Genomic DNA, 22,649 nt, shown 5'->3' with positions numbered 1-22,649 from the left:
GTACTATGCAATCAAAAACAGCACATTTCTCAAAGGTATTAATTGAAGAAATGTTTCAGGTAAAGAAAGGTGAAACGGTAGCCATTACAGTAGATTTAGGATCAAAAAGAGAAATAGTAGAAGCATTAGCGCAAGCAACACAAGATGTTGGCGGACTTCCATTATTAATGTGGATACCAAAAGCAGAAAAAGATAGTCAGGCCGGAATGAAAGATTGGCCTTCAGAATCATTAACGGCAGCACTTTGTAAAGCAGATGTTTGGATTGAAGCAAATTCGGTAGTGTTATTGTATTCAGATATTTGGGAAACAGCAATGAAAGAAAATAAAAAATTACGCTATTTAATTATTGCAGACAGTTCTGTAGAATCATTGCATAGAGTTTTTACGGGATATGAAATTGCATCACTTAAAAATTTATTAGTTAAAGTTACGGATATGGTTATGGCGTCAAAAAAAATACGCATAACAAGCAAAAATGGTACAGATGTTTCATATGATATAGACCTAAACTATGCATTTGATTATGATGATGGAGATTTTTCAAAGCCTAAATTTGGAACCGCACCGGGGTTTGTAAATATTGTTCCTAAATTAAATAGTATGAATGGAACTATTGTTTTTGATCATTTGCAACATTCAGAAGAGAATAGCCAAATTAAATTTAAATTAAAAGAAGGAAATATTACAGAAGTAATAGGAGGTGAAGCCGCAGAAAGATTTAAAGAATATTTAGTTTCTTTCAATGATAAAAATATGTATAAGATATCTCATAATATGTTAGGATTAAATCCAAAAGTAAACAAATTAACACATGAACTTGTTGAAGATGAAAGAATTTGGGGAGGAGTTGATTTTGGTTTTGGACATACAAGCGCAATGGATATGCCTCCGTTAGGTCAAGAAGCTAAATCTCATTTTGATGGTGTTGTTATTAATACAAGCATTTATTTAGATGATGTACAAATAACAGATAATGGTGAGGTTTGTCATAAAGATTTAAGACCTTTAGCCGAAAACCTTTTAAAAAATATAAATGTCTAAAGAAGGCGATCAATATGCTACTACTAAGGTTCAACCAAAAGATTTTGTCTCAGGTTGGGTTGTTGCTTTAATAATTGCAAGTACTGGCTTATCAGTTTCTACATTATTTTTAGGTTCAGAAATAGCACTTAATTTAGGTCTTAAAAAAGCACTTATTGCATTTGGAGTGTCAACATTAGTATTAACTATAATGTGTATGGCTACCACTTTAATAGGTAATCGTTCAAGATTATCTACTTATATGATTTTGCATTTTAGTTTTGGAGAATATGGAGCTAAAATTGTAAATTTTATATTTGGAGTTACTTTGGTAGGTTGGTTTGCTGTTGCTCTTGAACTTTTAGCAATTGCTATTTTTGATACTACCATAAGTACATTTAAAGTTGAAGTTTCAAAAGAACTTATAATTATTGTAACTAGTGTATTTATAACAATTACAACTGTTTATGGTATAAGAAGTATAGAAAAACTTGCAAATATTTCAATTCCAATTTTAACGGGTTTTTTAATATATGTCTTCTATCTTTCTATAGAGAAATTGGAAAATCCTTGGGAACAACTTTTTAATTATGTTCCAAAAGAAAGTACAATGACACTTTTTGATGCAACATCAATTTTAGTTGGAGCAGCTATATTGTTTCCTGTATTAATGGCAGATTTTTCAAGATTTGTAAAAACTGATAAACAAAGTTTAGGAGCAGTATTGGGGCTTACAATTGGTACGCCATTGGCTCTTATTTTAAGTGCCGTACCTTCAATTACAACAGGAGAAGTAGATATTATTAAAATTATGGAGCAGTACAATTTGGTTATTCCTGCTTTTTTATTACTCTTTATAGCCACTTGGACAACTAACGCTACAAATTTATATTCGGCAAGTTTAACTTTTGCAACAATAAACAAAAAATGGAGTTTCAAATTGGTTGCTATTTTATCTAGTGTTTTTGGAACTATTTTAGCGCTTTTGGGTTTTGCTCAATATCTTTTTGATTTTCTGGAATTTTTAGGAATTTTAGCTCCATCAATATCTTCAATTTATTTTATACATTTCTTTTGGATAAAAAAACAAAAATATGATTTAGGTAATTTAAACAAATGGGAATCACCGGCGTTATTTAGTTGGGTTTTGAGTTCGGTAATTACGGTTTTTACATATTTGGAAGTGTTTGAACTCACACAAGCATATTTTATAGATTCTTTTATTTTAGGAGGATTATTTTATTTGTTCTTTAAGCGAAAGGAATTATTTTTTTTAAAATAATCGTTAACTCAAAAGAGTTTGCTTGTATTTCTTCAGAAAATCACGTTTTACATATAAAAAAGAAGTTAAAAGAATAGTTTTTATTCTTTTAACTTCTTTTAAACAATAAACTTAATAATAAATATTATTCTTCAATTAAGGCATTTAGTTTTTTTAAACCTTTAATGGTAGCAATTTTGTGAATGAGCATATTTTCAAAAAACTCAACTGTTTTTATAGAAGCTCTATCATTTCTTAACCCTTCAATAAAAATCATATCAATTACATCTAAAATAGATTTTGTTATATTTTCTATATTAAAATCATTATTGTATAAAGCTTCTTGTTTTCCTCTTTCTAAATTTCTTACAATAAAAGGTTTGTAAACATCATTTTGTACATGGTTGTACTTTACAAATAGGTTTAAATGATACTTTTTTAAATCTCTATGAAGTGCAGTAGGTAAATCATTTGCAAAATCATTTATCATATTTAAAAAGCAATACATTTCTGAAACGGCATTTTTTGAAACTGAATGTAATTCTTCAAAATCTGTTTTTAAAAATTCAATTTTTTTATCTAAAATAGTATCAATTAAATCAGATTTATTCTGAAAATACTTATAAATGGTTTTTTTTGATACGCCACAGAATTTTGCTAAATCATCCATAGATAAACTATGTAAACCATATTGTCTAAACTTTTTGCTGGCAGTTTCAATAATTATTTCACTAGTGCTGTCTTCCATAATAGTTAATTTTTAGATTTATATTAAATATTTAAAGTTTCGAAAACTCGGTTTATTAAATCAGATTTATTGTTGAAATACTTGTAAATTGTTTTTTTTGAAATTTCACAATCATTGGCAATAGCATCCATTGTGGTTTGTTGTGTTCCATATTCTGAAAACAATTCTAAAGCAGTTTGTAAAATCAAATCTTTTTTAGTTGAATCCATAAAACTTATTTTAAATTTCCAGTTGTTTTTAAATAAAATGCTTTTTTAATATGATAGTTTCCATTAGCATCAATTAAATTCGAGTTTGCTTTTTGCCAAAGTACTTGAGCTTCTAAAACATCGCTACCTTTAACCGTTCCAACTTCAAATCTATCCTGATTCAATTTTAAATTTTCATCAGCCTGAGCTAACGATTTTTGAGCAATTTCAATTCGTTTTAAAGCCTGATTCATCTCTAAATAGGCATTCTGAATTTCAATTGCTACTAACTCTTTGGTTTCTTCCAATTGTGCTTTTTGAGCTTCCACTTTATATTGTTGCTCTTTTACTTTTTGTTTGCGTCCTCCCCAATCAAAAATGGGAATACTTAAATTAGCTAGTCCTACAAAATTGGTTATATGGTTTTCTTCTGCAGCGGCATTCAAATTATCACCATACAAATATGCGCCTGATAAATTAATTCCCAAGGATGGTTTGCGTTCAGCTTTTAGTAAATCGGTTTGTAAGTCGCCAATTTCAACAGCGTTTTCAAGCATTGCAATTTCTGGGCGATTTTTTAAAGCATTTTCAGTTGATTCTTCTTCAATAAAAAACGTGGCTTCATTTATAGAATCTTCAACATAAAAATCAATGGTTTCTAATCCAGTTTGTTGTGCTAAACTTAATTTTAAAATTTTGAAAGTATCGTTTGCTGTTGTTAAGTTTAATTCAGCTTGATTAGCTTCAACTTGAACTTCTAACAAGTCGTTTTTATAAATAATTCCGGCTTCATATAAATTGGTTAAATCAGTCAATAATTCATTTAATAACTTCTTATATTTCTTAGCCAATTCAACTTGACCTTTTAAATTTACCAATTGCCAGTAGGTAGTTTCAACATTTAATAATACTTCGCTATCTGTCAATTTCTTTTGAGACGTTTGAATGTTTACAGCTTTTGAAGCCATTTTTTTACCGGAATTTATGCGTCCGCCAGCATACAACACTTGAGTAACTCCAATGGAAGAATATAAATCTGAATTAGGAATGATATCCATTGGAACTTCATCTATATAAATTCCATAGACGCTCGCATCTAATTTCGGCTTGTTTAATGTTTTTGCAGATTTTTCAGCAGCTTTTGCAGCATCTAAATTGTGCTGTGCTTGTACAACTTTTTTATTATTTTGAATAGCCAAAGTTTTAAAAGCATTTAAACTATAAGTTTGTTCTTGTGCATTTGTAAAATGGATTGCAAATAACATAAAGAATATTGGAGCTAGTTTTGCTAATTTCAATTTTAATTTTTCAATTCTACTTTTAGGTTTGTATAAAATTTCATCATCTTCAGGTCTTGGGTGTTTTTTAGGATATTCTTTATTAGCAAATTTGTAATACAGAATTGGCACTACAAATAAGGTAAGTATCATAGAAATTATTAATCCAACAGCTAATACGCTTCCTAATGGCGCCCAAAGTGGCGATTTACCAACAATCATTGGTACTACTCCAACAGCGGCAGCTGCAGAGGTTAAAAATATTGGTCTCATTCTTCGTTTTCCTGCAGCTTTTGCAGCTCCTTTAATAGAATAATTGTGTTTAATTGCTAGTTCATCGGCATAATCAACAAGTATAATTCCGTTTCTAACTACAATACCAATTAAACTAATAATCCCCATAAAAGCTGTAAATCCAAATGGATTTCCTGTTAATTTTAAACCAAGGAATGCACCTAACAAACTCAAAGGAAATGTTGCTAGGATGATCATTACTTTTGTGAAGTTTTTAAATTGAAATAGTAAAACCATAAAGATTAGAATTAAACTCACTAATAACGACATTCCCATTTGAGGCATAGTCTCAGCAGAACTTTCGTACTCGCCTCCATAATGAATATCGATGCCGTTAGGCAATTCTAAATTTTGAATTTCAGCGTCTATATTATTTAAAATTGTAGCAGCTTTTATTCCTTTTTGAGCTTCAGACTGAACCGTTAAAGTTCGTAACCCATTTCTACGAGCAATTACTCCTGTATGCCATTCAGGTGTAATGTCTGCAATTTCTTTTAAAGGAACTTTTGTTCCGTATAAAGTGGAAATTGATATTTCTCCAATATCCTGAATGTTATTTCGATTTTCAGCATTTAAACGCAATAGAATATCAATTGGTTTATCGCCTTCATATAAAGTTGAAACAGGGTAACCCGTTAATCCAGCACCTAAAGTTTGTGCTACCATTTCATTGGTTACACCAACTCGGTTTGCTTTAGTATCATTTAAATTAATTTTTACACCATAATAATCATCTTGATAAGTTGTACGCACCCAATTTGTTCCTTCTGTATTTTCAAGAATGGTTTTAACTTGTTCGGCAACTTTCTTTTGGTTGTTAATATTATCGCCTACAATTCTAACTTCAACTGGGGCCAAAGCGCTTTTCATGGATAATTGGCGTACTCTAATGTAACCATCAGGAATATAGTCTTCAAATTCTTTAATATATTCTTGTACTATCTCATTAGTTGCTTCATTATCAATAGTTGTGATAAAGATTTGCGCAAAGTTTTTTCGAGGAACTTCAGGTGCATAAGTTACGTGAAAACGAGGTGAACTTGTTCCAACAAAACTCGCAATTTTAGTAATGCGTTCGTCGGTTTTAATTTTTGTTTCTATTTGGTTTACAACTTTTTCAGTTTCCTCTAAACTAGTTCCGTTTGGTAGCCAAACTTCTAAATTAAATTGATTTCTTTCTGAAAAAGGAAATAATTCTTGTTCGGTAGATCTTGCTAAAATTATGGCGATTACTACAGATAAAATACCAATACTTAAGGTTATTTTGGGATATCTAAAGCTGTAATCTAGCCAATTATTATAGAATTTTTGTAAGCGATCTAAAACAGAAAGTTTTGGAGGTCTGTAGGTTACTTTGTGTTTCAATCCTTTTTTAATGGAAACGTAACACATATAAGGTGTTAGTAAAATTGCTACTAAAAATGAAGTAAACAATGCTACAGCAACTGCAATTGGTAATGAAATAATAAAATCAGCAGATAAACCTGTTAAGAAAATTGCTAACGGAACAAAGGCAAAAATAATAGCTGCTGTTGCTGTAAAAATAGGAATCATCAACTGTGTTGCAGCTTGCCATGCAGCTGTCCAGCGTTCGGTTCCTTCATCTAATTTTTCAATATAATTATCAACTACCACAATGGCGTTGTCTACAATCATTCCTAACACGATAATTAAGGCAGCTAATGTTACTTGGTGAATTTGAATTCCAAGAATGTTTAATATTCCGAAGGTGATTAAGATAGAAATAGGACAAGCCAAAGCCGAAACAATTGCCACTCTAAAAGGTAATAGAATAATAACAACAATAATTACAGCCGTTATTGCAATTATAAATTCTAGCATAAAGTGATTGATGCTTTCCTTTACAACTTCAGGTTGATTAACGATAGTTTTTATTTGTACATCACTTGGAAGTTTATTTTCAATTATAGCAATTTTTTCTTCTACTTTTTCACCAAATTTTACAATGTTGTTTCCTGGTTGCATTTCAACCGAAAGCATTGTTACTCGTTGATTGTCAACTTGTATAAAGCTTTCTTCTTCCTGATATCTACGTTCAACCAAAGCAATATCTTTTAAACGAACTACCTTCCCTTCTGGGGTGCTGTAAATAATTTGATTTTCAATATCAGCAATAGTTTTATATTGATTTTTGGCGAAAATCGAAACATCGTTATTTTGAAGTGTAATATTTCCCGAATAGGAAGTTGAATTTTGTGTACTAATTATTTTAGCTATGGTTGTAATATCAAAGCCATATTGTTTTAATTTTTCGTTGTTAAGCGTTACATAAATTTGTTCTTCTTGTTCACCATAACGGTTAATTTTAGACGTTTCAGGAATCAGTTTTATTCCATCTTCTAGCAAATCAAGATACGTTTTCATTTCAGCATAACTTCTTCCAGGAGCAGCAACTGTAATCATTTGAGCTGCAACATCTCCAAAGTTACTGTTTACAATGGGCCCAATGATAGTAGGAGGTAAGTTGTAATTTAACCTGAAGGTTGTATTTAAACCGTGTTGTAAAGTTGACCAAAACAGATCTCTATTTTTTACATTATCATTTAATTCAACGGTAATTACTACTTGTCCGGATTTGGTTCTTGAATATGTTTTAGCTTTTTTTATTTCTTCAAAACTGAATAAAAACTGTTCTATTTTATCGGTAACTTGTTCCTCTACTTGGAGTTCATCAGCTCCTGGATATACAGCTACTACCAATGCTTGATTAAATACAATTTCTGGATCTTCACTTCGTGGCATTGTGAGTACTGCATAAAGCCCGAAGAACATTAATAAAACAGTCAATGTAATAGTAACCTGACGGTTTTTCATTGCTGCCTCTATAAAGTTTATTTTTGGTTTTTTCATTGTTTTGTCTTTTTCGATTTTAATTTCTAACCTTTCTTCAACCTGAAAGTGATTCAGGTTCTCATAATAATTGATAACCAGTTTGATGAGATTCTGATAAAAAAATCAGAATGACAATTGAAACTTTTCAGTAGATTAGTGGTTAAAACGTTACTTTTTGTCCATCCTTAATATTTGTATAACCTTTTGAAACCAATACATCGTTAATTGCTAAACCATTGGTTACAATCACATTATTTCCCATAAAGTTTCCAATAGTTACTCGTTTTTTTGTTGCTATATTGTTTTGAACTACATATACATAGGTAATATCATTGGCGTCTCTTAACACTGTGTTTGCAGGAATAGAGATTACATTTTGTGTATTGTTTGTATTAATTTTTATGTTTGAAATCATTCCTGGAAGCAATTCATTTTCTAAATTATCTAAGCGAACTTTAACAGTGAATGTTCTTGTTAAAGCATCGGCACTATGATTGATAATTGCTACTTTTCCGTTAACTATTTTATTCATTGAAGGAATTTCAACCATTGCCTCAGAACCAATTTTAAGTTTTGAAATTTCTGATTCGCTAATAGCTGCAGTTGCGTATACTTTATCAGTTTTCATTATGGTAAATGCAGGTACACTAGGGGCAGTAATTGCTCCAATTTCGGTTTGTTTTTGAGTAATCATTCCTGAAAAAGGAGCGTAAAGTTTAGTGTCGGTTAAATTTTTAGCCGCTAAATTTTTATTAGCATTGGCTTGTGCAACAGCGACTTTAACAGCTATAAAATCACGTTCTGGTAAACTTCCTTTTATATAAAGCTGTTCTAAACGGGTATAATTGTCGTTTGCTAATTCTAAACCTGCATTTGCAATATCAAATGCATTTTTATAAGATGTAGCATCAATTATTGCTAAAAGTTGCCCTTTTTTAACCTTTTGTCCTTCTTGAACTAATATATTAGAAACTCTTCCTGAAGCCATAAAACCTAAAGAAACTGTGTTGTCAGCTTCAATAGTTCCGCTATAGTTTAAAACTTCTTTTTCTGTATTTGCGGTTATTTTAGCTACTTCAACTTTATAAATTTTCACTTTTTTGGTTTCTTCTTTTTTTTCAGAACAACCAAAAAAAAGTACAAGACTTGTTATAGCTAACAGATTTGTAATTTTCATTTTCCTTTGAGTTTTATCTTAAAATTATGGTACAAAATTCCGTTTATTTTAAGTTTCTCAACAGGTTTGTAAAATGCTAAAATTGGTCAAAATCAGTTATTATTATGATTTAAAGTAATAAAAACAAGTAAAAGTGTGATTTTGTTGGTCTATTTTTGGTGTTAAACCTTGTTGAGATGAGAGGAGTAATAAATTAGTTTGTTAATTAACTAGCAAATTGTTAACTATATTTGCAGTAACGTTTATTTTCTTTTCTCATTTCTATATTGAGATGGAGACAAACCAATGTGCTTTTTAAAATATTTTCCAAAGAAGGATTGGTCACTAAAATTTAGATTTTCCGCAATTTGTGCAATAGAGTATTGAGGATTTTCCAGTAATAAACGCGCTTCCATTATTACGGAGTCATCAATTAATTGAGAAGCAGTTTTGCCAGTTAATTGTTTTAAGGTTTTTGAAAGGTGGCCTGTTGTTACGCATAAAGCATCGGCATAAAATTTAACGGTTCTTTCTGTTGTTGCGTTTTCTTCTAAAATTTTCCAAAACCTAAACGCTAATTCTTCTTGACGCGTAAGTTCAACTTTCATATCTGGATAATGTCTTTTGAATAATTCTGCATAACTATACATTATAGTTCCAAATATGTTTTTTACAATTTCTTTTTTAAAAACAGCTTTTTTTAGCTTATTAAAATGACGAAGTAATTTAGTAAGTGTTAGTAAAGTTTCTCCTTCGTTATCGGTTAGTTTTAGCTTAGGTGTATTACTCACTGTGAAATAATCAAAAGCTTCAACACCTGTTTTAGACAAGAAACTTTCCAAAATAAAATCAGTAGAAAAATTAATATTAATAAATTGTAAATCTGTACTCATTTCCAAAATTTGAATCACATTTTTAGGTGATAATGAGATAGTTTCGTTTTTTGAAAGTGTTTTTGAAATTAGGTTAACTCTTAGTTTTATTGAGCCACTAATTATATGTACTAAACTATAATCAGGTGATTTAAATGGAAATGTAAATGGAATTTCCTCATTTTTTTCAGAAATATAAACGAAAAGTCCTTCAGGTTGTGGTTCTTCACCTAAAATTTCAATAAAATCATTAACCGTAAGTTTTTTTATTTCTGAATTTCTCAAAATTTAAACTTTATAACAAAGTTACAATCTTTCTTCAATCCATTTTTTGAAAGCAAAGAAATTTTGAGGCGCTACTCCGTGCCCTACAGGATATTCTTGATAGCTATGTTTAATATCTATTTTACTTAAGAACTCGTGAGTTTGTCGTGCCCATTCAACTGGTAAAACTTGATCTACGCTTCCGTGAGATAAAAAGAAGTCTAAGTTTTTATATAATGGATTGTTGTAATTAGAAGGTAAAATATCAAAATTAGCATAACCACTCAAACCAATAACTTTTTGAACTTTTTCAGGATAGGTTAGGGCAGTAGCAATACTTAAAATACAACCTTGGCTAAAACCTAATAAAAAAGTTTGCTCAGGAGTTTTACCGTAACGTTCTTGAACTTCAGTAATAAATGTAGAAATTTTATTTAAAGATTCGATAGCTTCTTCATCATCAGAAAATTTGCCGCCGCTTCCATCTATGTTTATGGTGTACCAACTATAACTTCCAAAACCTAATGTTCTTGGAGCTCTAGCACTAACAATTATTAAGTTTTCTGGTAATTCTGTAGCAAAAGAAAATAGATCTTCTTCGTTGCTGCCATAACCGTGTAATAGAATTAGTAATGATGTTTGCTCGTTAATTTCGTTAGGCTCTCTAACTAAATATTTTAATGATAAATTTTCCATATAGATAAACTAAAAAGTCGCCCTTTTAGAGCGACTTCAAAAGTATAATTTTAATTACTATTAGCCAATTGATTTAAACCAATCTTGAAACATATCTCCTAATAAGGGAATTCTTTTTTCTTCTCCTTGAAATGCTCCAATTAAACCAATTACCCATAAAACAAATGTTCCTAAACCTAGAATCATTCCAATAGAAGATCCCAAAAATTTATAAGATAAACTTACAGCAACATTTAATAAAAGTAAACCCAACATTTGGCGAATATGGAACGAGGCAAAAGTATTTTTTTTAGAATTATTCATAATAAAAGCAATTATTAAGCCTATCCACCAGAAATAGGATATTATTGCCATTGTTTTTCCTTCATTAACTGTTTGATTTTCCATTTATTGATTTTTTAATTTTTAATATTTTTTTAAAACTACAAAACTTTTTTATTGTTAGAAATAATTCCGTACACTTTTCCTTTCATTTTTTTATTCAAAAATATAGCGTTTTTTGAAGTAGAAGAAATACAATCTTTTGTAAAAACATATTCGAAATCTGGATTAAACAATGTTAACGAGGCTTTTTCTCCTTCTTTAATAGGTGGACAGTCTATGTTAAATCTACTTTTTGGATTTTCAGATAAACAACTAATTAATTTTTCTAATGAAATAGTTTTATTTAAAGCTCCAAACAGACTTTCTAATCCAATAGTTCCAAATTTAGCGTTATTATATTCAACTTTTTTATGTTCAATATCAATAGGGTTGTGATCGCTTGTAATTATATCAATAACTCCTTTTTCAACACCTTTAATAAGTGCTTTTGTGTCTTTTTTTGTTCTTAAAGGCGGTAAAACTTTAGTGTTCGAATCGAAGTTAACAAGTTCGTCATCGGTTAATATTAAGTGATGTGCAGTAACACTACAGGTTACATTTAAGCCTTTCTTTTTAGCTTCTTCTATTAATTTTACAGAATTTGCAGTTGAAATTGTTGGTATATGTAATTTTCCTCCGGTATATTCTAAAAGAAATAAATCACGAGCAATTTGCATTTCTTCGGCCATTGACGGCATTCCTTTTAAACCTAGTTTTGTGCTATTAACGTTTTCGTTAACCAAACCAATTCCAGCAATAGAATCGTCTTGTGGATAACTAAAAACCAATGCGTCAAAGTTTTGAGCGTATTGCAATGCTATTTTTAAAAGATTAGCATTAGAAACGGGTTTGCAATAATCTCCAAATGCTATTGCTCCTGAGTTTTGCATATCATATAATTCTGCAAGATCTTTGCTTTCAGCATTTTTAGTTAAACTTCCAATTGGAAATAATGAAGTTGCACTGTCGATTCCTTTGTTTTTTATGAATTCAATGGCCGATTTGTTGTCTACCATTGGATAGGTGTTTGGATTAATTGCAACAGCTGTAAAACCACTTTTAGCTGCGGTATTTAAGCCATTTTCAATAGTTTCTCGTTCTTCAAATCCAGGTTCTCCAAAACTTACGCTAGTATCAAACCAACCTGGTGAAATGTGTAAGCTATCTAGTTTAATTTCGTTGTATCCTTCACTATTTTTAATTGAATTGTCAATTTTTTTTATAATGCCATTTTCAATTAATATGTCTTGCGTTTTTTTGTTAAACGGACCAGAAGGATCAATAATTGTTGCAGATTTTATGAGTACATTCATATATTGAAATATTTTAATAACAGTATTTCAATTAACAAAAATAGGACAGAAAAAGCTAAAAACCACTTAAAAAGCCAATTGATTTTTTGTTGATTGTTAATTTCACTAAATAAATCATCAATTGATGATGAAAGTGAAATGTTTTTATTGTTTTTACTAAATTGTTCTATATTGGTATAAAATAAATTACTTTCTTTTCTATTATAATTAAAAGCTAATGTTTTAATGGTTTCATTGTTTTCAATTATGTTGTAAAAACCACTTTTTAAGATATTATTTTGTAAAATTAAGCGAACTTTATTTTGATATACTTCTTGCAAAGGAATAAATTCGTTAGTTCCATTGCTCATTTTTAAAACTTTATCTTTTTTTATAGAAGCGTTTATATCAATTATAATTTCTGGATTAATGGTGTAATATAAATTAGAAAATTGTAGGCTATATTTTGCAAAATTATAGAATACAGGAACAATTAATGGAGATTGTGTAAAGTTAGATATGGTATTGTTTAAAGGTGATGCTATTATATAAATATTACTTTTTTTTATCGGTATTAAAGATATAAATGGCTTGTTATTATCGAGGTTGATAATTGCCGAGGAATTTTTAAAACTTCCATTTAGCTGAAATTTTGTTTTTGGATATTCAAAGTTTTTAACTTGTTTTTCAAAAACTCCTTTCATTAACGGATGGTCGTAATTTATAGCTGTTATCTTATGTTCGGAAGAATTAGATGTGATAAAGCGTCCAATACCCAATTTGGATAACAAGTTATTGTAAGATGACATGTCAAAATTCTGCGATGGAATTATTACTAAATTACCACCGTTAATTGTATACTCATTTAATTCTGATATTAATTCTATTGGAAATTCTTCAATTTCGTTGAGTATAATTAAATGTTGATTTTGGATGTTGTTATAATTTAAATTATTAATGTTTAAACTACTGTAATTAAACTCGTCATTAGTGTATATTTTCGATAGGAATTCCGAATCAATACCTATGTTTAAAATGTTTATTTTTTGAGGTTTTGAAAGTGTAAAAAATAATTCGTTATCAAATTCTAATCCGTCATCTATCAACTGTATTTTACCATTAAATTCTGTTGTATTTGGAATGGAAAAATTCACTTTAGATGCATCATTATTTTTAATACGGGCCGTAGTTTTACCAATTAATTTGTCTTGGTTAAACAAAGAAATTGGAACATTTTGATTGCCTGAATTAGAGTTTTTTATTACTACAATTAAGTTAGATTCAATTGAATTTAGAGGCTCAATGTAAACACTATCAATAAAAATATTATTTGGCTTTACAGGCGAAACTTTAATAAAATCAATAGGAGTGTTTACATTTGTAAATAAATTTTTATTACCGTAATTATATTCTTGAAAATCAGATATTAAAATATTTTTATTTAAAGTTTTAGTTGATGTGATTTTGTTGCTATTTAATTTTAAAATAGCAGTGCTTAAATCCAACTTATTAGGGTAATAATTGATGCTTAATAAGCTGGTTTTTAAATTTTTTGAATCTAAATTTAAATAGTTTTCATTATTAGTAATTATAGAAATAGAATTATTTTTAGTAGTGTTTTTTTCTATAATTTTTTGAATTGTGCTTTTTAATAATTCACCATTTTCCCCTTTGGCTTGCATACTAAATGAATTATCTAAATATATGTTTGTGTTAAAATTATATTCAGTAGAATATTTAGAAAAATAAGGTTGGGCAAAAGCAATAATTAAACAAGCAAATGCGAGTAATCTAGAAAGCAATACCAGCCATTTTTTTAAACGAGCACTTTTGCGAGTTTGTTGTTCAATATTTTTTAAAAATTTCACGTTCGTAAATGGAACTTTAACGAAGCGTTGTAATTGAAATAAATGAACAATAATCGGGATGATTAATGCAAAAAGTGCATATAAAATTTCGGGATATTTAAATTGCATTGTTCAATTTAGTTTTTCAAAGATATTAATTTTTTACTTGAATATTGGTTAATTTAAAAGCTTAAAAATTAAGATTTGAAATAGTGTTTTAAAATTCCAAATGCATAATTACTGGCAATTGTATTTGCAAATTTAGAAAAATCAATTTTTGCATTATCATTGGCTTTATCGGAAATGATTCGAATAATAGAAAATGGAATTTCATATTCATAACAAATTTGAGCAACTGCAGCACCTTCCATTTCAACACAAACAGCACTTGGTAAATCCTTATTTAATTGTTTAATTTTTTTTAAACTTGATATAAACTGATCTCCACTTGCAATATTTCCATAAATAAATTTGGGTTTAGTTATATTAAACAGAGACGCATCGGAACTTTTAATATAACTATTATAATCTTGCAGAAAACTATTAGTTGCTTCTACTAGTTTATCCTTATTTTGCGTTTTTATAGATTTCTTTTTTAAAATTGGGATTTCAAATTTTTTATAAAATGGTTTGGCATTTAAATCATGTTGAAATAGTTTTTTTCCAATAACAACATCTCCAATATTTAAATCGTCTTTAATACCTCCTGCAACTCCAGTAAAAATAATTTCTTTAACTTTAAAATCGTTAATAAGTTGTGTGGTAGTAGCTGATGCGGCAACTTTTCCCCATCTAGAAAAAACTAAAACTACTTTTTTATCTAATAATGTTCCCTCGTAATAGGTTCTCATACCTTTTGTTGATGTCGAAACATTTTTAAGTTCATTTAACAAAGCCTGAATTTCTTCCTGCATTGCACTAATAATTCCAATCATTTACAGTTTTTTAATTGATTATTTTACCATCTTTCATCTCCAATTTTCTGTCGGCCATATTTGCTAATTCTTGATTGTGAGTTACAATTACAAAAGTTTGGTTAAACTTATTTCGAAGTTCGAAAAATAATTGATGTAAATTTTTGGCAGAAGTAGAATCTAAATTTCCACTTGGTTCATCGGCAAAAATAACATCGGGATTATTAACCAAAGCTCTTGCTACAGCAACTCGTTGTTGTTCACCTCCAGATAATTCATTAGGTTTATGATGTAATCTGTGTGATAGTCCTAAAAAATCGAGTAATTCAATAGCTTTGCTTTCCGCACCTTTTTTGGATTTGTTTGCTATATATGCCGGAATACATACGTTTTCAATAGCTGTAAACTCAGGTAATAATTGATGAAATTGAAAAATAAAACCTATATGTTTATTTCTAAATTTTGAGAGCGCTTTATCCTTTAAATCTAATAAGTTAATATTGTTTATAGAAAGCGCAGAATTATTGTTGTTAGAAGGGACATCTAAGGTGCCTAAAATTTGAAGAAGTGTTGTTTTTCCAGCTCCAGATGGGCCAACAATAGCAATCACCTCTCCTTTATTAATTTTTAAATCAACTCCTTTTAAAACTTCTAATTCGCCGTAAAATTTATGAATGTTTTTTGCTTCTATCATTTGTTTAAATACTAGCCGTGAAAATACAATTAAAATTTAATTACAACCAATTTTTAATTTTAATATAATTTAGAAATTATAGAAAATAGGATGTGAAACATTAGTTCTTTTAAAAAATTATTGAATATTAATATTAAACAAACTCAATATTGCTAATTTTTAAATAATTTTACTTTTACGCAAGATTTAAGATTATTAATTAACAAATATCTAATATATTTTTTAACAAAACTAAGGGTTAATAAAAAGGGAATATTAAATTTAAAAAATAGAATTATTTGTAATTCAATGGTTTGCTTATAAAAAAGTAAAAATTTAAATTAATAATAAACCATTTTAAACGTTAAGAATTGCATATTTGGTGGGTAATATAAAGCATAAATTAGAAATTACGAATATTTTCCATATTGCAAAAAAAATTAAAAATTCCACATAAAATTTAAGTTTTGATTTATTACATTTGTTTAAACCTTAATAAAATTTAGATACTAATGAATTTACACGAATACCAAGGAAAAGAATTATTGAATAGTTTTGGTGTAAGAATTCAACGAGGAATTGTTGCCGATAATCATAAAAAAGCTGTTGAAGCAGCAAAACAATTAGCTACTGAAACTGGTACTGGTTGGTGGGTTGTTAAAGCTCAAATTCATGCCGGTGGTAGAGGTAAAGGAGGTGGAGTAAAATTAGCCAAAAGTTTAGCAGAAGTTGAGAGTATTTCTGAAGATATAATAGGAATGATGTTGAAAACTCCACAAACACCGCCGCAGGGAAAAAAAGTTCATCAAGTTTTAATTGCAGAAGATGTATATTATCCAGGAGAAAATGAACCAGAAGAATATTATATGTCAGTTCTTTTAAATAGAAGTACTGGTAGAAATATGATTATGTATTCTACAGAAGGGGGAATGGATATTGAAACAGTTGCTGAAAAAACGCCTCATTTAATTTTCACAGAAGATGTAGATCCTCATCTAGGTTTATTAGCATTTCAAGCTCGTAAAATAGCATTTAATTTAGGGTTGTCGGGTTTGGCGTTAAAAGAAATGATGAAATTTGTAAGTTCATTATATAAGGCCTTTGTAGAATCGGATTCTTCATTATTTGAAATTAATCCAGTGTTAAAAACTTCAGATGATAAAATTTTAGCAGTAGATTCAAAAGTTACTTTAGATGATAATGCTTTATTCCGTCATAAAGATTTAGCTGTTTTAAGAGATTTAAGAGAAGAAAATGATATTGAGGTTGAAGCAAATGCTGCTGGTTTAAATTATGTAGATTTAGACGGTAACGTTGGTTGTATGGTAAATGGCGCTGGTTTGGCTATGAGTACAATGGATTTAATTAAGCAATCGGGAGGTGAGCCTGCAAACTTTTTAGACGTGGGTGGAACAGCTGATGCTAAACGTGTTGAAACTGCTTTTAGAATTATTTTAAAAGATCCAAATGTTAAGGCTATTTTAGTTAATATATTTGGTGGAATAGTACGTTGTGATAGAGTTGCACAAGGTGTTATAGATGCATACAAAAATATGGGAGATGCTATAAAAGTTCCTATAATTGTTCGTTTGCAAGGTACAAATGCAATTGAAGCAAAACAATTAATTGACGATAGTGGATTGGATGTAATATCTGCAACTGAATTTCAAGAAGCTGCTGACAAAGTACAGGAAGTTTTATCTTAAAGTAATTTAATATATTAAAAAAGCTCAATTGATTTTATTCAATTGAGCTTTTTTAGTTATAAGGTTTTTAACTTTTAAGTTTTCTTTTCTTAAATTTTTCAAATTTATTTTCGGTTGGTTTTGGCCAACTATTGTTTAATGGGTTAACATCTGCTGTTTCTTCTTTAGGATCAATAGTGATTTTTTTAATTGCCTTTGTTGAAGAAAAAACTTTTGTAACTTCTTTGTCGTTTTTTCTCCATATTTCTGCCGGATATTGTTTCATTTCTTTTGAGTCATCTTCATATTCAAATTCAACAACGATTGGCATTACCAATTCTCCTAGTTTTTCAAATTTTATTTCGTAAATATACTTAGGAGCTTTTAATGTTAATTGCTCTTCTGAAGAAAAGTTTTGTTTAATGTAGTTGCTCAAAACTTCGAAATCTTGTGGTTTTATATCTTTTATTTTTTCAGAATATTCATCACTATCTTCAGAAATTAGGAATAATGAAGGAGGAATTTGATCTTTTGTAATTCCATAGCGAGCATAAGCTTTTTCAGCTGCTTCCGTTGGTTTGTTTGTTACATGGTACTTTTTAACATCTTTTATTCCAATATCATTATTTCCTGTTGTATAAAACCAACCTCTCCAAAACCAATCTAAATCCATTGCAGAAGCATCTTCCATAGTTCTAAAAAAATCTGCTGGTGTAGGATGTTTAAATTTCCATCTATTTGCATAGGTTTTAAAAGCAAAATCAAATAATTCTGGTCCCATAATAGTATGTCTCAAAATCCATAATGCTGTAGCTGGTTTAGCGTATGCATTATTTCCAAATTCAAACAAATCGTCTCCTTTGGACATAATTGGTGCAATTTTAGATTGATCTCCTTTCATATAAGGGATAATATTTTTTGGCAGTCCTCTTGTTAAAGGATAACCTTTTTCATATTCCATTTGGGCCAACATTTGAACAAAGGAATTTAAGCCTTCATCCATCCAAGTCCATTGACGTTCGTCAGAATTTACAATCATAGGAAAGAAATTATGCCCAACTTCGTGAATAGTTACACCAATCATTCGGTATTTTGTTCTGTTGCTATATGTTCCATCAGGATTTGGTCTTCCCGGATTAAAACAAATTTGTGGATATTCCATTCCCATTTGACCGTCAACCGAAATTGCTTTATGATACGGATAATCAAAAGTATGTTTAGAATAAGTAATTAAGGTTTGTGCAACTGCTCTTGTAGAATGATCTCCATATAATGGGTTTGCTTCCTTTGAATAATAGGAATAAGCCATAACAGTTCTTCCATTTATATCAACTGCCATTGCATCCCAAATAAATTTACGAGAAGTTGCAAAGGCATAGTCTCGTACATTTTTTGCGTAAAATTTCCAAGTCTTTGTTTTTTTAGCTTTATTTTTTTCAGCTTTTATGGCTTCATCTTGGGAAACTATAATAACTGGATTATCGAATGATTTTCTTGCTTTTGCAAGTCTTTTCTGTTGTATGGAAGTTAGTACTTCAGCCTCATTTATTAATACACCTGTGGCACCTAAAATATGATCGTTGGGTGTTGTAATATTTACTTTGTAGTCTCCAAATTCTAGTGCAAATTCACTTCTTCCCCAAAATTGATCGTTTTGCCATCCTTCAACATTATTATAAACACAAAGCCTTGGAAAGAACTGTGCAATTACATAATTGTTATTATTGTCTTCAGAGAAATGTTCAAAACCAGATCGGCCATCTTGTTTAACGTGATCATTAATATTATACCACCATTTTATTTTAAAGGAATAAGATTTTCCAGATTCAAGAGGTTTTTCTAAATTTATTCTCATCATTGTCTGGTTGATAAGATACGAAACATCACTATTGTCAATATTTTTTACATATTGAATTTTAAAACCACCATCAAATTTATTTTTAATAAACTTATTTGAAAATTGAGTAGGAGAGTATAAAGTTTTTATTTCATTTCCTTTAATATCTGGAGTTTTTGAATCTTTAGCTCTAATATTCTGATCTAGTTGTAGCCACAAATATTCTAAATTATTTTTTGAGTTATTGTGGTAGGTAACAATTTCTTCGCCATAAATACGTTGATTTTCATCATCCAAAATAATGTCCATCTCATAATCAACTTTTTGTTGGGTATATTCATGTCCTGGAGCCCCTGATGCTGTATGCTGTGAATTTGGAGTTGGTAATTCTTCTTGTAATTGTTTAAACTTACTGGTATTATAATGTCCCTTTTGATTAGTATTATTTTGAGCAAATAAATTAGAGGAAAAACAAAGAACAAGTATTAATCTAAAAATTATGTTATTCATAAATGGTATTTATAATAGTAAAGCTGCTAGAATTGACTTTTAAAATTAGCTTTTTAGCCGATTATTTTTAAATTGATCAAATTTATTTTCGGTGTTTTTTGGCCAACTATTATTACTTAAATCTACATCTGCGGTTTGTTCATTTGGGTCAATGGTAATTTTTTTAATGGCTTTTGTTGAAGGAAATACTTTTGTAACTTCAGAATCGTTTTTTCTCCAAATTTCAGCGGGATATTGTTTTGTTTCTTTCGTGCCGTCTTCAAATTCAAATTCAACAATAATAGGCATTACCAAATCACCTGGTTTTTCAAATTTTAACTCGTAAAAATATTTTGGTGTTTTAAGAGTAGCCTGTTCTAATTTCGAAAAATTTGATTGAATATAATCATTAAGAATCTTAAAATCTTCTGGTTTTTCACTTTTTAAATCTTTTGAAAAGTCATCACTATCTTCAGAAATTAGGAATAATGAAGGGGGAATTTGATCTTTTGTTATTCCGTAACGAGCATAAGTTTTTTCGGCAGCTTCCGTTGGTTTGTTGGTTACATGGTACTTTTTAACATCTTTTATTCCAATATCATTATTTCCTGTTGTATAAAACCAACCTCTCCAAAACCAATCTAAATCCATTGCAGAAGCATCTTCCATAGTTCTAAAAAAGTCGGCTGGTGTAGGATGTTTAAATTTCCATCTTTTTGCATATGTTTTAAAGGCATAGTCAAATAATTCGGGTCCCATTATAGTTTGGCGTAATATAAATAAGCCAGCAGCAGGTTTGCTATAAGCATTTGCTCCCAAGTTAAAAACATTATCTCCTTGTGACATAATAGGAGCTAATTTACTTTGATCTCCTTTCATATAGCCTATAATGTTTTTTGGATATTTACTCATTGGAAAAAGGCTAGGATTGTACTCAAATTCAGCTAAAATTTCAACAAAAGAATTAAGGCCTTCATCCATCCAAGTCCATTGTCTTTCATCTGAATTAACAATCATAGGAAAGAAATTATGGCCAACTTCATGAGTTATAACTCCAATCATTCCTTTTTTTGTTCGTTCGCTATATCTTCCGTTTTTTTCTACTCGACCAAAGTTAAAGCAAATCATAGGGTATTCCATTCCCATTTGAACGTTTACTGATGTTGCTTGCGGATAAGGATAATCAAAAGTGTGCTTTGAATATACTTTTAAAGTATTTGCGACTACGCGTGTTGAATGCTCTTCCCATAATTCTTTTCCTTCTTTTGGGAATAAAGAATATGCCATTACTGTTTTGTTTTCTAATTTTACAGCCATAGCGTCCCACATATAGTTTCTTGATGTGGCAAATGCAAAGTCTCTAACATTTTTTGCTGATAATTTCCAAGTTTTTGTTGTGGTACTTTTTTTTAATGATGCTTTTAAAGTTTCTTCTGGAGTAACAATATATATTGGTTTATCGAACGATTTTCGAGCTGCTAAATATGCTTTGTATTGATTTTTAGTTAAAACTTCTTTCGGATTTTGGATTACGCCAGTTCCATTTAAAATATAATCGCTGGGTGTAGTAATGGAAACGTTAAAATCACCAAACTCTAAAGCAAATTCACTTGATCCCCAAAACTGTTTATTTTGCCAGCCTTCTACATTGTTATAAACGGCTAAACGAGGATAAAACTGCGCAATGGCATATGCTGGATTACCATCATCAAAAATTTCAAAACCAGAACGCCCACGATCTTCTATGTAATTATTTATGTTGTACCACCATTTAATATTAAAAACAAAGGTTTCTCCTGATGCTAATGGGCTATCCAAATCAATACGCATCATAGTATTATTAATCATATAATTTAATGATTTTCCATTACTATCTTTTATATGTTCAATTTTAAATCCACCATCAAAAGGTTTACCCATAAATTTTTTTGTAAAAGTAGAAGGGGAGTATAAAGCTCTTGGACCACCACCATTTCTATCATCTTTTTTTGAATCTGCAGAACGAACATTTTGATCTAATTGTACCCATAAATAGTCTAAATTATCTTTAGAATTATTATGATATGTTATAGTTTCTTCACCTTTTATTTGGTGTTTGGTTTCATCTAAAACAATGTTTATGTCATAATCAACTTTTTGTTGTGTATATTCAAAACCTGGAGCACCCGATGCTGTGTGTTGTTTATTAGGCGTTGGTAGTTCTTCATTAAGTTGTTTAAACTTACTAATATTGTAATGACCTTTTTGGGGTGTAATTTGTGCGAAAAAACAAGAAGGGAATAGTGTAATTATGATTGCTACAATGCGAATTACTTTCATAAAATTTTAAAAATTGGATTAAGCCTCCAAAATAAATAAAATTAACAAAAAATGTTAATTAGAGTTAAAATTTTAACAAACCTTTATCAGTTTTATTATCCAAATAAAATGTCTTTTGCTTTTTGTTTGCATTTATTTTAATAATATTTTGTTGATCGTTAAAATCTCTAATTAAACAAGTGTTTTTAACTTCTATAGAGTTAAGTTTTGGTACATCTGAAATTTCTAAATAAAAGCGAACCAAATCATCGTCATATTCTTTACCTATAAATTGATAAGGTAATTGTTCATTATTTACAATAATAATAAAATTGTTATTTAAATAGGATTCATAAATTTCGTCAATTGACTCAATTTCTTCATTAGTAGCAAGGTATAGCTCAGTATTGTTATCTTTATTTAAAGTAAATTCAATGTCATCAATAAACAATCCCATAGTAATTTGAATGGTTTGTTTATTTTCAATATAATCTATCTCGCATAAACTAATATAATATTTATGTAAAGTAAATGAAACTAAAGGAATGATGAAAATAAAGAGAAGCAGTTTTTTAAATTTCATTTTTTGTAGTTTGTATTCAAATTAACAAAATTCATTC

17 protein-coding genes are annotated in these 22,649 nt (G+C 29.3%); 3 read left to right on the top strand and 14 right to left on the bottom strand.

Annotated elements, in window-relative coordinates; genetic code table 11:
• Positions 1–5: 5 nt before the first annotated feature.
• Both Q0776_RS08670 and Q0776_RS08665 read left to right on the top strand, forming a co-directional pair.
• Positions 6–1,043, top strand: coding sequence for a hypothetical protein (locus Q0776_RS08670; protein ID WP_298367126.1), 1,038 nt, complete (start codon positions 6–8; stop codon positions 1,041–1,043).
• Positions 1,036–2,304 carry a cytosine permease gene (locus Q0776_RS08665; RefSeq protein WP_298367124.1) on the top strand — a complete coding sequence of 423 codons (1,269 nt, stop codon included), beginning with the start codon at positions 1,036–1,038 and terminating at the stop codon, positions 2,302–2,304. The genes Q0776_RS08670 and Q0776_RS08665 overlap by 8 nt, the downstream gene beginning before the upstream one ends.
• A gap of 124 nt (positions 2,305–2,428) precedes the next feature.
• On the opposite strand, the gene Q0776_RS08660 is transcribed toward Q0776_RS08665, so the two are convergent.
• The 11 genes from Q0776_RS08660 to Q0776_RS08610 all read right to left on the bottom strand — a co-directional run bounded on the left by Q0776_RS08660 (position 2,429) and on the right by Q0776_RS08610 (position 15,741).
• A complete protein-coding gene (locus Q0776_RS08660) occupies positions 2,429–3,031 on the bottom strand; it encodes a TetR/AcrR family transcriptional regulator (RefSeq protein WP_298367122.1) in 603 nt (200 codons plus the stop codon).
• Positions 3,032–3,054: 23 nt separating this feature from the next.
• The gene (locus tag Q0776_RS08655) at positions 3,055–3,240 is read right to left on the bottom strand and encodes a helix-turn-helix domain-containing protein (protein ID WP_298367120.1); all 186 of its coding nucleotides are present in this window, start codon (positions 3,238–3,240) and stop codon (positions 3,055–3,057) included.
• 5 nt (positions 3,241–3,245) lie between these two features.
• Positions 3,246–7,661, bottom strand: coding sequence for an efflux RND transporter permease subunit (locus Q0776_RS08650; RefSeq protein ID WP_298367118.1), 4,416 nt, complete (start codon positions 7,659–7,661; stop codon positions 3,246–3,248).
• 142 nt (positions 7,662–7,803) lie between these two features.
• Positions 7,804–8,820, bottom strand: a complete 1,017-nt coding sequence (locus tag Q0776_RS08645) for an efflux RND transporter periplasmic adaptor subunit (RefSeq protein ID WP_298367117.1) — start codon at positions 8,818–8,820, stop codon at positions 7,804–7,806.
• Positions 8,821–9,062: 242 nt separating this feature from the next.
• Positions 9,063–9,956, bottom strand: coding sequence for a helix-turn-helix domain-containing protein (locus Q0776_RS08640; RefSeq protein ID WP_298367115.1), 894 nt, complete (start codon positions 9,954–9,956; stop codon positions 9,063–9,065).
• A 21-nt stretch (positions 9,957–9,977) separates the two neighbouring features.
• Positions 9,978–10,631, bottom strand: coding sequence for an alpha/beta fold hydrolase (locus Q0776_RS08635; protein WP_298367113.1), 654 nt, complete (start codon positions 10,629–10,631; stop codon positions 9,978–9,980).
• 60 nt (positions 10,632–10,691) lie between these two features.
• Positions 10,692–11,018 (bottom strand): hypothetical protein, encoded by a 327-nt coding sequence (locus Q0776_RS08630; protein WP_298367111.1) that lies wholly within the window; start codon positions 11,016–11,018, stop codon positions 10,692–10,694.
• Positions 11,019–11,053: 35 nt separating this feature from the next.
• A complete protein-coding gene (locus tag Q0776_RS08625) occupies positions 11,054–12,307 on the bottom strand; it encodes a dihydroorotase (RefSeq protein WP_298367109.1) in 1,254 nt (417 codons plus the stop codon).
• Positions 12,304–14,262 carry a BatA domain-containing protein gene (locus Q0776_RS08620; RefSeq protein WP_298367107.1) on the bottom strand — a complete coding sequence of 653 codons (1,959 nt, stop codon included), beginning with the start codon at positions 14,260–14,262 and terminating at the stop codon, positions 12,304–12,306. The genes Q0776_RS08625 and Q0776_RS08620 overlap by 4 nt, the downstream gene beginning before the upstream one ends.
• A 68-nt stretch (positions 14,263–14,330) precedes the next feature.
• Complete coding sequence (locus Q0776_RS08615) at positions 14,331–15,068, bottom strand: 5'-methylthioadenosine/adenosylhomocysteine nucleosidase (protein ID WP_298367104.1); 738 nt, start codon at positions 15,066–15,068, stop codon at positions 14,331–14,333.
• Positions 15,069–15,078: 10 nt separating this feature from the next.
• Positions 15,079–15,741: an ABC transporter ATP-binding protein gene (locus tag Q0776_RS08610; protein ID WP_298367102.1), complete on the bottom strand. Its 663-nt coding sequence runs from the start codon at positions 15,739–15,741 to the stop codon at positions 15,079–15,081.
• 491 nt (positions 15,742–16,232) lie between these two features.
• Between Q0776_RS08610 and sucC the strand changes: the two genes are divergently transcribed.
• Positions 16,233–17,426: an ADP-forming succinate--CoA ligase subunit beta gene (gene sucC / locus Q0776_RS08605; RefSeq protein WP_298367101.1), complete on the top strand. Its 1,194-nt coding sequence runs from the start codon at positions 16,233–16,235 to the stop codon at positions 17,424–17,426.
• Between the two features lie 67 nt (positions 17,427–17,493).
• Here sucC and Q0776_RS08600 read toward each other — a convergent pair whose 3' ends face one another.
• From Q0776_RS08600 to Q0776_RS08590, 3 genes are all read right to left on the bottom strand, one after another.
• Positions 17,494–19,752, bottom strand: coding sequence for a M1 family metallopeptidase (locus Q0776_RS08600; protein ID WP_298367100.1), 2,259 nt, complete (start codon positions 19,750–19,752; stop codon positions 17,494–17,496).
• Positions 19,753–19,797: 45 nt separating this feature from the next.
• Entirely contained in the window at positions 19,798–22,050 is a 2,253-nt protein-coding gene (locus Q0776_RS08595; protein ID WP_298367098.1) for a M1 family metallopeptidase, read from the bottom strand.
• A gap of 64 nt (positions 22,051–22,114) precedes the next feature.
• Positions 22,115–22,612 (bottom strand): DUF6702 family protein, encoded by a 498-nt coding sequence (locus Q0776_RS08590; protein WP_298367096.1) that lies wholly within the window; start codon positions 22,610–22,612, stop codon positions 22,115–22,117.
• Between the last annotated feature and the right edge of the window lie 37 nt (positions 22,613–22,649).

The organism is uncultured Lutibacter sp. (assembly GCF_947495725.1).
Lineage (GTDB): Bacteria > Bacteroidota > Bacteroidia > Flavobacteriales > Flavobacteriaceae > Lutibacter.
This window is presented reverse-complemented; position numbering and strand designations above follow the sequence as displayed.

Excerpts from the sequence above, each read along its gene's own strand:
- Q0776_RS08670 (WP_298367126.1), top strand. The coding sequence starts at position 6 with ATGCAATCAAAAACAGCACATTTCTCAAAGGTATTAATTGAAGAAATG.
- Q0776_RS08665 (WP_298367124.1), top strand. The coding sequence starts at position 1,036 with ATGTCTAAAGAAGGCGATCAATATGCTACTACTAAGGTTCAACCAAAA.
- Q0776_RS08660 (WP_298367122.1), bottom strand. The coding sequence starts at position 3,031 with ATGGAAGACAGCACTAGTGAAATAATTATTGAAACTGCCAGCAAAAAG.
- Q0776_RS08655 (WP_298367120.1), bottom strand. The coding sequence starts at position 3,240 with ATGGATTCAACTAAAAAAGATTTGATTTTACAAACTGCTTTAGAATTG.
- Q0776_RS08650 (WP_298367118.1), bottom strand. The coding sequence starts at position 7,661 with ATGAAAAAACCAAAAATAAACTTTATAGAGGCAGCAATGAAAAACCGT.
- Q0776_RS08645 (WP_298367117.1), bottom strand. The coding sequence starts at position 8,820 with ATGAAAATTACAAATCTGTTAGCTATAACAAGTCTTGTACTTTTTTTT.
- Q0776_RS08635 (WP_298367113.1), bottom strand. The coding sequence starts at position 10,631 with ATGGAAAATTTATCATTAAAATATTTAGTTAGAGAGCCTAACGAAATT.
- Q0776_RS08630 (WP_298367111.1), bottom strand. The coding sequence starts at position 11,018 with ATGGAAAATCAAACAGTTAATGAAGGAAAAACAATGGCAATAATATCC.
- Q0776_RS08625 (WP_298367109.1), bottom strand. The coding sequence starts at position 12,307 with ATGAATGTACTCATAAAATCTGCAACAATTATTGATCCTTCTGGTCCG.
- Q0776_RS08620 (WP_298367107.1), bottom strand. The coding sequence starts at position 14,262 with ATGCAATTTAAATATCCCGAAATTTTATATGCACTTTTTGCATTAATC.
- Q0776_RS08615 (WP_298367104.1), bottom strand. The coding sequence starts at position 15,068 with ATGATTGGAATTATTAGTGCAATGCAGGAAGAAATTCAGGCTTTGTTA.
- Q0776_RS08610 (WP_298367102.1), bottom strand. The coding sequence starts at position 15,741 with ATGATAGAAGCAAAAAACATTCATAAATTTTACGGCGAATTAGAAGTT.
- sucC (WP_298367101.1), top strand. The coding sequence starts at position 16,233 with ATGAATTTACACGAATACCAAGGAAAAGAATTATTGAATAGTTTTGGT.
- Q0776_RS08600 (WP_298367100.1), bottom strand. The coding sequence starts at position 19,752 with ATGAATAACATAATTTTTAGATTAATACTTGTTCTTTGTTTTTCCTCT.
- Q0776_RS08595 (WP_298367098.1), bottom strand. The coding sequence starts at position 22,050 with ATGAAAGTAATTCGCATTGTAGCAATCATAATTACACTATTCCCTTCT.
- Q0776_RS08590 (WP_298367096.1), bottom strand. The coding sequence starts at position 22,612 with ATGAAATTTAAAAAACTGCTTCTCTTTATTTTCATCATTCCTTTAGTT.